The organism is Isoptericola hypogeus, from assembly GCF_039531145.1.
Taxonomy (GTDB): Bacteria; Actinomycetota; Actinomycetes; order Actinomycetales; family Cellulomonadaceae; genus Isoptericola; species Isoptericola hypogeus.
On the sequence record NZ_BAAAPM010000003.1, the window covers coordinates 238,179 to 250,541 of the forward strand.

7 protein-coding genes are annotated in these 12,363 nt (G+C 71.9%); all 7 read right to left on the minus strand.

The features are described 5' to 3' along the window. Positions 1-19 precede the first annotated feature (19 nt). A complete protein-coding gene (locus ABD254_RS03455; RefSeq protein WP_344245688.1) occupies positions 20-5,794 on the minus strand; it encodes a LamG-like jellyroll fold domain-containing protein in 5,775 nt (1,924 codons plus the stop codon). 132 nt (positions 5,795-5,926) lie between these two features. Then, positions 5,927-7,417: an aldehyde dehydrogenase family protein gene (locus ABD254_RS03460; protein ID WP_344245690.1), complete on the minus strand. Its 1,491-nt coding sequence runs from the start codon at positions 7,415-7,417 to the stop codon at positions 5,927-5,929. A 64-nt stretch (positions 7,418-7,481) separates the two neighbouring features. Continuing rightward, positions 7,482-8,474 carry an ABC transporter permease gene (locus ABD254_RS03465; RefSeq protein WP_344245692.1) on the minus strand — a complete coding sequence of 331 codons (993 nt, stop codon included), beginning with the start codon at positions 8,472-8,474 and terminating at the stop codon, positions 7,482-7,484. Between the two features lie 2 nt (positions 8,475-8,476). Further along, on the minus strand, positions 8,477-10,039 hold the full coding sequence (locus tag ABD254_RS03470) for a sugar ABC transporter ATP-binding protein (RefSeq protein ID WP_344245694.1): 1,563 nt from the start codon (positions 10,037-10,039) through the stop codon (positions 8,477-8,479). Further along, complete coding sequence (locus tag ABD254_RS03475) at positions 10,036-10,983, minus strand: ABC transporter permease (RefSeq protein WP_344245696.1); 948 nt, start codon at positions 10,981-10,983, stop codon at positions 10,036-10,038. The genes ABD254_RS03470 and ABD254_RS03475 overlap by 4 nt, the downstream gene beginning before the upstream one ends. A gap of 68 nt (positions 10,984-11,051) precedes the next feature. Beyond that, positions 11,052-12,134 carry a sugar ABC transporter substrate-binding protein gene (locus ABD254_RS03480; protein ID WP_344245698.1) on the minus strand — a complete coding sequence of 361 codons (1,083 nt, stop codon included), beginning with the start codon at positions 12,132-12,134 and terminating at the stop codon, positions 11,052-11,054. 112 nt (positions 12,135-12,246) lie between these two features. Beyond that, positions 12,247-12,363: SDR family oxidoreductase (locus tag ABD254_RS03485; RefSeq protein ID WP_344248480.1), on the minus strand; the 117-nt coding region annotated here is incomplete at its 5' end.

The following is a 12,363-nucleotide window of genomic DNA, read 5'->3' on the forward strand; positions in this document are numbered from 1 at the left end:
GGGCCCACACCGTTCTCTGCTACCGCACCCTGACCGTCACCCTGGTCTCGGCGGCCAGTGCGAGCTCGCTGCCGAGGTAGGACGCCGTCAGGGTCAGCTCACCCCCCTTGGGGAGCGGTACGTCGAAGCGAACCCGGCCGCCCTCGACCGTCCCGACGAACGTCCCCCCGCCCTGGACCGCGACCCGGACCTCGCCCGTCACGGCGACGTCGTTCGCCGCCGTCAGCGACACGTCGACGACGGCCCGCTTGCCTGCCTTGGCGGCCGAGATCTCCATGGTGGGTACCACCTTCTCCACCACGACCCTGACCTTCGACGAGGATGCCGAGTGGTCGGCGTCGCCCACGTAGCGGAGGGTCAGGTCGTGCACCCCCGGCGTGAGCGACCCCGCCGGCAGGACGAGGGTCCCTCGCCCGTCCGCGATCGTGGCCCTCGCGATCGTCGTGGTGCCGTCGCGCAGCCTGACCGCCCCCGTGGCCGTGTCGGGTGACACCGCCACCGAGACCGTCCCTGCGGTGCCGTACGTGATGGGCAGGGCGACCCCGGCCACCGCCGTCACCGCCGGCGACCTCACCGTGACGGTCACCGTGGCCGGCGCGGAGAGGTCCTCCCCGTCGTCTGCCCGGTAGGTGAAGACGTCCTTGCCGGAGAACCCGGCGTCGGCGGTGTAGGTGAAGGAGCCGTCCGCCTCGAGGGTGACCTCGCCGTTGGCGGGCCGGGTCACGCCGGTGGCGGTGAGGACGTTGTCGTCGGCGTCGGTGTCGTTGGCCAGGACTCCCGGCGCCGGGAGCGTCAGCGGCTCCCCGCCCACGGCGGAGTAGGCGTCGTGCCCCGCCACCGGAGCCGTGTTGACCGGCGGCTGCTCCCCTTCCTCCACGGTGATCGTCACCGTCGTCGCCGCCGACGTTGCGGTGCCGTCGGACGCCGTGTACGTGAACGTGTCCGTGCCGGCGAACCCGCTGGCGGGCGTGTAGGTGAAGGACCCGTCCGCCTCGAGGGTGACCTCGCCGTCGGCGGGCTGCGTGAGCCCCGTCGCCGTCAGGTCGTCGCCGTCGACGTCGGTGTCGTTCGCCAGGAGGCCCGGCGCCTGGACCGTCAGCGGCTCGTCCTCGACGGTGCCGTAGGCGTCGGCGGCACCCACGGGAGCCGCGTTCTCCGGCGTCCCGGCGTGGAGCTCGCCCACCTGTTCGGCGGTCAGCTCGTAACCGAACATCCGGAAGTCGTCGACCTTGCCGTCCCAGCGGGCGTCGGGCCAGCTGGTGCCGCCGAGAAGGTTCGCCGTCGTCTGCCCGCCCACGCCGACGTCACCGATGTCGAGGGTGAAGTCGTCGCGCGTCGCCTGGAGCTCGCCGTCGAAGTAGATCTTCCCGACCGAGCCGCTCTGGGTGAACACCACGTGCGTCCACTCGTCGAGCGGCAGGTCCTTGCCCTGCCCGAGGACCAGACGCTCCTGGGCGCTGCCCGGGGTGCCCGGCGCCTTGAACGTCGCGGCAAAGCCGGTGGCGCCGCTGGTCTGGGTGTTGGACTGCAGCAGGAAGAACGTGTCGGTGCTGCTCCCGATCTGCAGCAGCGGCACCCAGGTGGGCAGCGCGTCCGGGCGGGCCCAGACGGAGACGCTGAACTGGTCGTCCATCCCCGCCTCGATGTTGTCGGGCAGCTCGACCTGGTTGCCGGTCCCCGACGCGCCGCCGGGCAGGTCGATCCCCGCGCCGAACCGCCCGTCAGGGGTCCAGCCGGCCGATCCCGAGAGCGTCGCCGACCCGACCGAGCCGTCCAGGCCGGTGTTGGCCGCGGTCGAGCCCTGGCCCTCGTCGAAGGCGTAGTGGACCGGAGTCCCCTCGCCGGGCGGCGGCCGCTCGACCGTGTGCTGCGCGGTCTGCGCGGAGTCACGCCACCCGTCGTCCGCGAGGAAGCGGACCTCCAGGTCGTGCTCCCCCGGCGAGAGCGCCACGTCGGTGAACGGCACCGTGCCGTCCGCCACGTCGACCTGCCCGCCGACGCGGGACCCGTCGACCCACAGCTCGGCGACACCCGAGGGTGCCTCGCCGTTCTCGTCCGCGACGGACGCCGTGACGGTGACCGGCTCGGCGAACGGCGACGGGGAGGCCGGCTCGACGGTGACCGTGGTGGTCGTGGCGAGCGCGCTGCCGTCGCCGTACAGGCCCGCGACGTCGGCGTCGCCGAGCGCCTGGGTGTAGACGCGGACGTCGTCCATCAGGCCGTCGTAGGCCGGGTCGGGGAAGCCGTTGCGCCCCAGCCAGTTGTCGGCCGTCGGCCCGACGTCGGCCATGTCGATCGTCAGGTCGGAGCGGGACGCGATCGGCTCGCCGTTGAGGTAGAGCGTGCCGGTCGCACCCTGCCGGGTGAACGCGACGTGGTTCCACTCGTCGACCGCCACGTCCTGGGTCGGGGTGGCGTAGACCCGTTCCTGCGCGGCGCCGCCCTTGGCCTTGAACGTGGCCGCGAGCCCGGTGCCGCCGGGGGCGGCGCCGGTCTGCATTTGGATCTGGAAGAAGCTGCCTGCGTCGCCGAGCCCGTCCCCGATGTGGAACAGGCCGGCCCAGTCCGACTTCGCGTCGGGGCGCACCCAGAACGAGGTGGTGAAGTCCTCCGCGTCCTGGAGCAGGTTGTCGGGCAGGTCCACCGCGTTGGCGTTGGTCCCACCCGTGAGGTCGACCGCGCCGCCGAACACGCCGCTCTCGCTCCGCCCGGTCGCGCCCGTGAGCGTGGCTGCGCCCACGGACCCGTCCGTGCCGGTGTTGGCCGCGCTGGTCCCGGAATCCTCGTCGAACTCGTAGTGCACCGGGACGTCGGAGACGCCGGGTTCGGAGCCCACGATCACCAGGTCGTCGATCATGACGCCCGCACCGGAGTCCCCGGCGGCGACGGTCAGGTCCTGCGACCGTGCCCCGGCGACGAAGGTCCCGACGTAGGTCCCGAACGCGGTCTGCGACGACAGGTCCGGCGCTGCCGTCAGGGTCGCCCGCAGGTCACCGACCGAGAGGTCGGCGGTGCCGGGTGCCGTGCCGGCGGACCGGCTGTCACGGGCGTAGCGCAGCGAGATCCGGTACTCGCGGCCCGGGTCGAGGCCCTTGACCGTGCGCGTCAGGCTGCCGGCGGTCCCCACCCCGAGGTGGTAGCCGGTGAGGCCGAGGCCGCCCTGGCTGGGCGCGGCCGCACGGACCAGCTGGACCTCGCTGTCGACCTCCCACGGGGACATCCGGCCGCCCGCGGGCGCGACGTCCACCACGGCCGGCGGGTTGGCGGAGCGCCACTCGGCGGGCAGGCGCGGGTACTCGAACTGGTCCACCACGTGCGGGGCACGGGCGTCCATCTCGACCTTCGGGTCGATCTGGACGATGTCTGCCACGGACGGCGTGCCGTCGGAGTCGAAGACGAAGAGCATGTACGCACCGGGCGGCGCGTACGTGCCGTCGACCGGGGTCTCGATCGTGACCGTGCCATCGCTCTGGGAGAACGCCAGGTCCTGGAAGTTCTGGTCGTTGTTGAACCCGTGCGTCACCGAGCCGTTGCGGACCAGGGTGACCCGGGAGACCTCGCCGTCGGCCTGCACGTCGAACGTGCCGTCGTAGCCGACCTTCTTCGGGACGTCCGTGACATCCGGCCGCACCGCCGGCTCGTCGCCGTCAAAGAGGTACGCCGGGGAGTAGAACTCCACGTCCGTGTAGCTGCGCGGTCCCGGCGTGCCGCCGCCGCCCACCATGACGCGACCGTCGGGCAGGAGCAGCGCGGTGGAGTGGTAGAGGCGGGCGTGCTCGTAGGGCACCTCCACCGTGGTCCACTCGCCGGTGTCGGGGTCCCAGATCTCGGCGTTGGTGACGTAGCCCCCGTTGCCGTTGTTCTCGCGCGCACCGCCGGTGACGATCACGTCGCCGTCGGGCAGCACGGTGGAGGTGGCCCAGTGCCGGGCGTACTGCATCGGCTGGGTCGCCTCGACCACCGGGGCGTCCGTGCCGCCGGTGATGTCGACGGTGAAGCCCGCGCGGGCGCCGTCCGGACCGCCGCCGTTGGCCCACCAGCCGCCGCCGACCTGCAGGATCTTGCCCGGGCGGTACATGGTCGCGGTGGACGTGGCGCCGACCGGGTTGCCGAGCCCGTCCTGGTCGGCGATCTCGGCCGGCAGGGTGCCCCGGAGGATCACCTCGCCGTCGCCCGAGGAGTCGAGCTCGTACATCTGGGTGCCCGTGATGTTGAAGACGTTGCCGTTGCCCGGCGCGACGAACGCGCGGGGGTACCACCAGCGGTTCTCGTCGGGGCCGTTGCCGTTGCCGCCGTCGCCGTACGCCGCCGCGCTGGTGGCGCCCTCCAGGACCCGCCAGGAGCTGCCCTCGTCGGGGGTGTAGAGCTCCGGGGTCAGGACGCCGGGGCCGCCGGGGCCGCCCTTGAGGCTGCCGCCCTGCACGACGACCGAACCGTCGGGAAGGGTGGTCCCCGTGGGGTACCAGCGGGGGTAGTTCATCGGGGCCTCGTTGCGCAGGCCCTGGTTCGTCGTGTAGCTGGTGACGCCGAGCGCCGCGTCGTTGGGCGCGTTGCCGCCCAGGCCGTCGTCACCGCCGACGGTCATCGTGGCCCGGCGGTGCGGCATCTGGACCTGCATCGAGCAGAACAGGTCGGTGAACGTCGCGTTCGGGATGATCCCCGAGACGACGTTGGCGATCGTGCGGACCTCGGCGGGATCCCATACGTCGATCTCCATCTGGCCACCCTGCGTGACGCACGAGTTGCCGCCGAAGTCGTACGGCGTGTCGTCGGTGCAGCCCGAGGAGACGCTGCCGAAGGACTGGACGCGACCGTCGGACGTCAGCGCCGCGTTGATCGGGACCAGCGGCCAGGGGGTGACGCCGCTCCAGGAGCCCTGCTCGGCCTTGTTCGGGGGCGAGCAGTCGGCCGGGAGGAGGCCGGCGGAGTAGGCCAGGCCGTTCTTCATCTGCGTGCGGATCGGGGCCTCGGCGTACGCCGTGCCCTCGTGGCCCATCCCCGAGTACCAGGACCGACCGGAGTCGATCTCCTGGCACCACGTGACCGGGTGGGTGGTGCCGTTCTCGCCCATGCCGTACGACGTCTCGTCGACCTCGAGGATGGTGCGCACGTGGGGGGCCGGGTTGACCAGCCAGTCGTACCACTCGTCGCTGCGCGTGAACTCGGCCGGCAGCCCCTGGGCGAGCGGGTGCGACGTGTCCTTGACCACGACCCGGCCCGGACGGACCGCGGGGTTCTCGGGGTGGCCCTCCGACATCGCGCCGACGAGCCGGGCGTAGAACGGGTTCACGTCGTGCTCGCTCTGCCCGACGGACCAGCCGGCGTAGTGCAGGCCCATGTACCCGCCGCCGCCGCGGATGTACTCCTCCAGGGCGGCCCGCTGCTCCACGTTGAACAGCACGCCCCCGGTCTGGGCGAAGACCACCGCGTCCTTGGTCGCGAGGTTCTCCGAGGTGAACGCGGCGGGGTCCTCGGTCTCCTGGATCTCGACCGGCTGGGAGTACTCCGTGCCCAGCTGCTCGGCGAGGTCGCGCACGGCCTGCCGTGCCTGGACGTGGGAGGCGTGGAAGTTGGGCTTGTAGAACAGCAGGACGCGCAGGACGCCGTCGTCGACGGACCCGGCCGCCGCCTGCGCGGGCGACATCGTCGTCGGACCGGCCTGGGCGGCCTGGGCGGCGCCGCCCGCGAGGGGCACGGCCACCATCAGGGCGGCCAGCACGGCCGCCAGGCGCGCGGGTGCTCGGCGGTGTCGGCGCGCGTGGTGCCGCCGGTCAGGTCTGCGTAGCAGGTTCATCGTTGATCCCTTTTCGCACGTGGTTCATGGACATGAAGACAGCCCGGACGGCCGATCCCCCGCAGGGGGCCGGCCGCCCAGACCTGACTCTGGGTGTTCCTGCGTCTCCGGTTCAGCGCCTGCGGCGCACGCTCACCGGAGCTCGGCGACGACCGTCTTGAGCTCCGTGTAGTCGTCCAGCCCGAACGACCCCAGCTCGCGTCCCCACCCGGACTGCTTGAACCCGCCCCGCGGGAGGGTGACGTCGTCCGCGTGCCAGGTGTTGAGCCAGACCGTGCCGGCCCGCAGCCTGCCGCCCACGCGGTGCGCGGTGCCCAGGTCCTTGGACCACACGCCGGCGGCCAGGCCGTAGACGGTGTTGTTGGCCGCGGCGACCACCTCGTCCTCGGTGTCGAACGGGATCGCGGTGATGACGGGCCCGAAGATCTCGTCGGTCTGGACGGCCATCCGCTCGGTGACGTCGGTGATGAGGGTCGGGGAGAAGAAATAGCCGCGGTCGGCGGCCGGGTCGGGGCTGCCCGCGGCGAGCGTCGCGCCGTCGGCGACCGCGCCACGGACGTAGCCCATGACCTTCTCGTGCTGTTCCTGGGAGACCAGGGGCCCCATGGTGGTCGCCGGGTCGAAGGCGTCGCCGACCTTGATGGCCTTGGCCGCCGCGGCGACGCCCTCGATCACCTGGTCGAACACCTCGCGCTGGACGTAGAGGCGCGAGCCGTTGACGCAGCACTGGCCCTCGTTGAAGTAGCCCGCCAGGGCGGCGCCGGCGATCGCGGCGTCGAGGTCGGCGTCGGCGAAGATGATGTTGGGCGCCTTGCCGCCGAGCTCCAGCGACACCTTCTTGAGGTTCTTCGAGGCGCCCGCGGCGATCTTCTTGCCGACCTCGGTGCTGCCGGTGAAGGCGACCTTGTCGACGCCGGCGTGGTCGACCAGGGCGGCACCCGCGTCCCCGAAGCCGGGCAGGACGTTGACCACGCCGGCCGGGACTCCGGCCTCCAGCAGCAGCTCGCCGAGACGCAGCGCGGTGAGCGGGGTCTGCTCGGCCGGCTTGAGCACGACGGTGTTGCCGGCCGTGATCGACGGGACGATCTTGAAGGCCGCCATCGTGAGGGGGAAGTTCCACGGCACGATCCCGGCGACGACGCCGATGGCCTCGCGGCGGGTGTACGCGTGGAAGTCGCGGCCGGGCACCGACATCGGGATCGTCGTGCCCTCCATCTTGGTGGCCCAGCCGGCGAAGTAACGGAACAGCTCGGCGGCCACGCCGACGTCACCCCGGGCCGACGCGAGGCTCTTGCCGTTGTCGAGGGACTCGAGCTGCGCGAACTCCTCGACGCGCTCGTCGATCATGTCGCCGATGCGCCACAACAGGTGCGAGCGGTCGCGCGGCGTCATCCGCGACCACGGGGAGCCGGTCTCGAACGCGTTGCGGGCGGCCGCGACCGCGCGGTCGGCGTCGACCGCGGAGGCCTGGGCGACCTCGACGAGGACCTCCTCGGTCGCGGGATTCACCGTCGCAAAAGTCTGGCCGTCCTTGGCGTCCACCCACTCGCCGTCGATCAGCAGCTGCTTGGGCGAGGAGAGGAACGACGAGACGGCGGGCAGGAGCTGGGGATTCTCGGACATGGGTGCCTTCCGTGGTTTCTTCGGTTCGAGGTCGGTCGTGAGGCTGAGGTGGGGGCGGCCGCGGCTACTTGATGATCAGCACCTTCGATCGGTCGAGGGTGAGCGCGACCGCGGCGACGATGATCGCGCCGTAGAGGATCTGCTCGTAGGCCGACGGGACGCCGACGATCGGCAGCCCGACACGCAGCAGGGTCACCACGAGCGCCCCGGCGAGGCTGCGCCACAGCGAGCCGTGACCGCCGGTGATGGCGGTGCCGCCGACCACGATGGCCGCCACCGCCGGCAGCAGCAGGTTGTCGGCCATGGTCGGGCTGCCGCTGAAGTTGCGGGAGACGAGCATGACGGCGGCCAGGCCCGCGCAGGCGCCGGAGACGGTGAAGGCGGCGACCTTGACCAGGTCGACCGGCGTGCCGGCCAGCCGGGCCGCCGACTCGGAGTAGCCGGTGGCGCGGATCCAGCTCTCCAGCGGGGTGAGCCGGAGGGCCAGGGAGACGACCACGACGACGAGCAGCGCGACGACGAAGGCCGTCGGCACCACCCCGCCGACGTAGAGCGTGAGCCAGTGGGTGGCGTCCCGGTCGGCGACCCGGATCGGGCCGGCGTCGGAGATCACCAGGGCGATCGCGGTGAAGATGCTCATCCCGCCGAGGGTGACGATGAACGACGGGATGCGGAGCAGCACGTGGGTGATGCCCTGCACCATCCCGATCGCGCCGGTCGCCAGGACGATCGCGACGGTGGTGAGGCCGCCGAGGTCGGGCAGCCACAGCGCGAAGAAGACCGTCGCCAGCGAGCAGAGCGCGGCGATCGACAGGTCGATGCCACCGCACAGGACCACCAGGGTGGCGCCGGCGGCGAGCACGACGAGCGGCGCCGAGGTCCGGATCGCCGCCGTGAGGCTGCTCTGGGTCATGAACCCGGGGTCGGCGATCGTCAGCGCCGCCAGCAGCACGACGAGCGCGATGACCGGCATGAACGACGTGAGTCGCTGCCCCACCGTGGGGCGGCCCAGGACGGCCGCGTCGGGGGCCGGCTTGGTGATGACAGGTGTGGACATGCTCAGACCATCTCCTTGACGAGGTCGAGCGGGGTCGGCTTGCCCCCCGCGGGGGCGGCGACCTCCGTGGTCGCGCGGCCGTCGCTCATGACGATGATCCGGTCGGACATGCCGATCGCCTCCTCGAGGCTGTCGGCCAGCAGCACCGTGGCCACGCCGCTGGCGGCGAGCTCACGCATCAGGCGGTACACCTCCGAGCGCGCCCCGATGTCGAGGCCGCGGGTCGGGTGGTCCAGCAGGAGGAGCCGGACGTCGCCGGACACCAGCCAGCGGGCCAGGACCACCTTCTGCTGGTTGCCGCCCGACAGCCTCTGGATCGCGGTGCTCCGGTGCGGGGTGCGGATCGAGAGCCTCTCGATCCACGTGTCCACCAGCGTCGCCTGCTTCCGCGGCCGCACCAGGGGGCCGGTGCAGCGGGCCTTCTGCTTGGTGAGGGTCATGTTGTCGGCGACCGACATCGGGCCGACCATGCCCTCGGTCTTGCGCTCGGCCGGGACGTACCCGACGCCGGCGGCGCACGCCGCGCGGGTGCCGGACAGGTCGAGCGTCCGTCCGTCGAGCACGACCTCGCCGGCCGTGGTGGGCTCGGCACCGAACAGCGCCCGGCACACGTCCTCGCGGCCGGAGCCGTGGACGCCGACGATGCCGACGATCTCGCCGGCGTGCACGTCGAGGTCGACGTCGCGGAACGTCTCGCCGGACAGGCCGCGCACCTCGAGGCGGGGCCTGCGGGGCTGGTCGGACGGTTCGGCGGCCGCGCCGTGGTAGTGGTCGTCGGACCCGACCGAGCCGATCATCATCCGGTGCAGCTCGGCCGGGGCCGCGCCCGCGGCGGACACCTCGCCCACCGACCGGCCGCCGCGCAGCACCGCGACGCGGTCGCAGACGTCGAGCACCTCGTCGAGCCGGTGCGAGACGAAGACGACGGACGCGAACTCGCGCAGCCGGCGCACCTGGGTGAAGAGGGTCTCGATCTCCTTCGACTCCAGCACCGAGGTGGGCTCGTCGAGGATGATCACCGGCGGGTGGGACGTGCGCTCCTCGATGCGGAGCACCTTGGCGATCTCGACCATCTGCCGGTCGGCGAAGGACAGGGTGTCGGTACGGGCGAGGGGGTCGATGTGCGACCCGATCTTGTCCAGCTGCTCCTGCGCGAGGCTGCGCATCGTGTCCCAGCGGTAGACGCCGCGGCGCACGCCCCGGCCCTCGCTGCCGAGCACGATGTTCTCGGCCGCGGTGAGGTTGGGGACGAGCGACTGCTCCTGGAACACCATGCCGATGCCATGGTCCGCGGCGTCGACGACGCTCTTGAGCCGGACCCTCTCCCCGCGCACCCAGATCTCGCCGGCGTCCGGCCTCACCAGCCCGACCAGTGCCTTGAGCAGCGTGGACTTTCCGGCACCGTTCTCGCCGGCCAGGCCCAGCACCTCGTGCTGGCGCACGACCAGGTCGACGCCGTCGAGGGCCTTGACGCCCGGGTAGTGCTTGACCAGACCGCGGACCTCGAGTGCGTGCGCGGGGGCGGGCACTCGTGACTCGGGCTCGATCTGCAGGTTCGTGGTCACTTCGTCACCTGGTTCCTACGACGCTGTGGGATGACCGCGGCCGCGACGGCCGCGACGACGATGAGGCCCTGGACACCGCCCTGCCAGTAGGGGCTCACCCCGATCTGGACGAGGCCGTTGGTGAGGACGGTCACCAGCAGGACCCCGACGGTGGAATGGAGGATGCCGCCGCGGCCTCCGGTGAGCAAGGTGCCGCCGACGACGGCCGCCGCGATGGCGGAGAAGTCGTAGCCCTTGCCCGCCTGGACGAGGCCGGCGCCGAGCTGGCTGGTGACCATCACGCCGGCGAGACCGTAGAACGCGCCGGCCATCGTGAAGACCGCCACCTTGTAGGGCGCGACCCGCACCCCGGAGAGCGCCAGCACCTCCTCGGCGCCGCCGATCGCGAAGGCGTACCGACCCAGGCGCGAGTAGCGCTGCACCAGCCAGCCCACGAACACGCAGGCGAACGCGATCCAGGTGAGGTGGGCCAGGCCGAGAAAGCGCTCGACCGCCCAGCCCGCCAGCATCTCGTCGGAGACGTTGGGCTGCACGCCCGCGAACATGAGGGTGGCCACGCCCAGGCCCACGGCGGAGACGCCGAGGGTGGTCATGAACGACGGCACCTTCAGCAGGACCAGGGCGAGCCCGCTGAGGCAGCCGAGCGCGGCCGCGAGCAGGACGGCGACGACGATCCCGAGGATCCCGTACTCGTTGTCGTTGCGGTTGTTGGCGACCAGGAGGGCGACCGTGATCGCGGACGCCCCCATGATCCCGGGGGCGGACAGGTCGATCGACCCCATCATCAGCACGAAGGTGATGCCGCAGGTCACGACGGCGAGGACCGCGGCCGCGTCCATGATGTTCTGCACGTTGGAGACGGCCCGGAAGCCAGGGCTGAGCGCTGCGAAGACCCCGAAGATGACGACCAGGGCGATCGGCGGACCCGCATCTCTGAGCGACACCCCCCGCCGAGGCTGGGGGCGCCCTGCGTTCACGACCTCGGTGTCGGCGTCGGCGGGGGATGTCATGGTCACGAAATCGCGCCCTGCGAACGGCTGAAGAGGTTGTCGCAGGCGAAGTCGGACTCGCTGGTCTCCGGCGAGACGAAGTCGGCGACGTTGTCCTTCTCGATGAGGAACTGCTCGGCGAACCAGGCGCGGTCCTCGTCGGCGATGTCCTCGACGGCGAGCTCACCGGTGGCCACGCAGTAGCCGATGGCGAGGCCGATGCCGCCCTGCCAGGGGCCGTCGCTGGAAACGGTGGCCGTCATCGTGCCGTCCTGGATCGCCGTGAGCGCGTCCGGCACGGCGTCGATGCCGACCACGGCCACGTCCGTACGACCGGCCTGCTGCAGCGCCTCGAGCGCGCCGAGCGCCATGTCGTCGTTGGCGGCCCAGATGCCCTTGACGTCCTCGCCGTGCTTGGTGAGCAGCGTCTTGGTGACCTCGAGGGCCTCCGCGCGGGAGAAGTTGGCGGTCTGGTCGTCGAGCAGCTTGACGTCCGGGTTGGCCGCCAGCGACTCCTCCAGACCGGCGAAGCGGTCCTTGGCGGCGCCGGTGTCCAGGATGCCCTGCAGGGCGACGATGCCGCCCGAGCCGCCGATGGCCTCGGCCAGCGCGTCGCCGATCTGCTTGCCGGACTCCACGCCGTCGTACGTGATGTGGGACAGCCAGGAGTCGTAGTCGGTGACGTTCATGTCGGCCGGCTTGTTCCACTGTGTGACGAGGTAGGCGCCCGCCTCCTCGGCGCCCTCGACGATGGGCGGGGTGTCGGAGTCGCCGTTGGGCAGGACGTTCATGACCAGGCACTCGGTGTCGCCGGCGAGCAGCTGGCTGATCTGCTCCTGCTGACGCGTCGAGTCGCCGTCGTAGGTGAGCCGCTCCTGGGTCAGCCCGACCTGCGCGGCGAAGGCGTCGCCGCCGTCCAGCCACGAAGCCTCGTAGGGGTTGGACTCGTTGCGGACCTGGCCCACCAGGGTGACGTCCGCGGGGTCGCAGGCGCCGGCCTCGGCGCTGGGGTCGCTCCCGCTGGCTGCTTCGGTGCAGCCCGTGAGCGCGGCGGCCGCCAGGGTGACGCCGATGACGGCGGCCGTGGGTCGAGAGGTGAACTTCATTGTCGATCCTCGATCTCTTGAGATGCCGGAGTCCGGCGATGGGACTGACGGGAACAGGTGCCGCGCCCGGCGCGGGTGGTGCTCGTCGTCTGGTGCGGTGCGGTGGGCGCGGTCAGCGGGCCATCCAGCCTCCGTCGACGACCAGGACGTGGCCGTTGACGTAGTCGGCAGCAGAGGAGCTGAGGAACACGGCCGCTCCGGCGACGTCCTCGGCGGTGCCCCAGCGGCC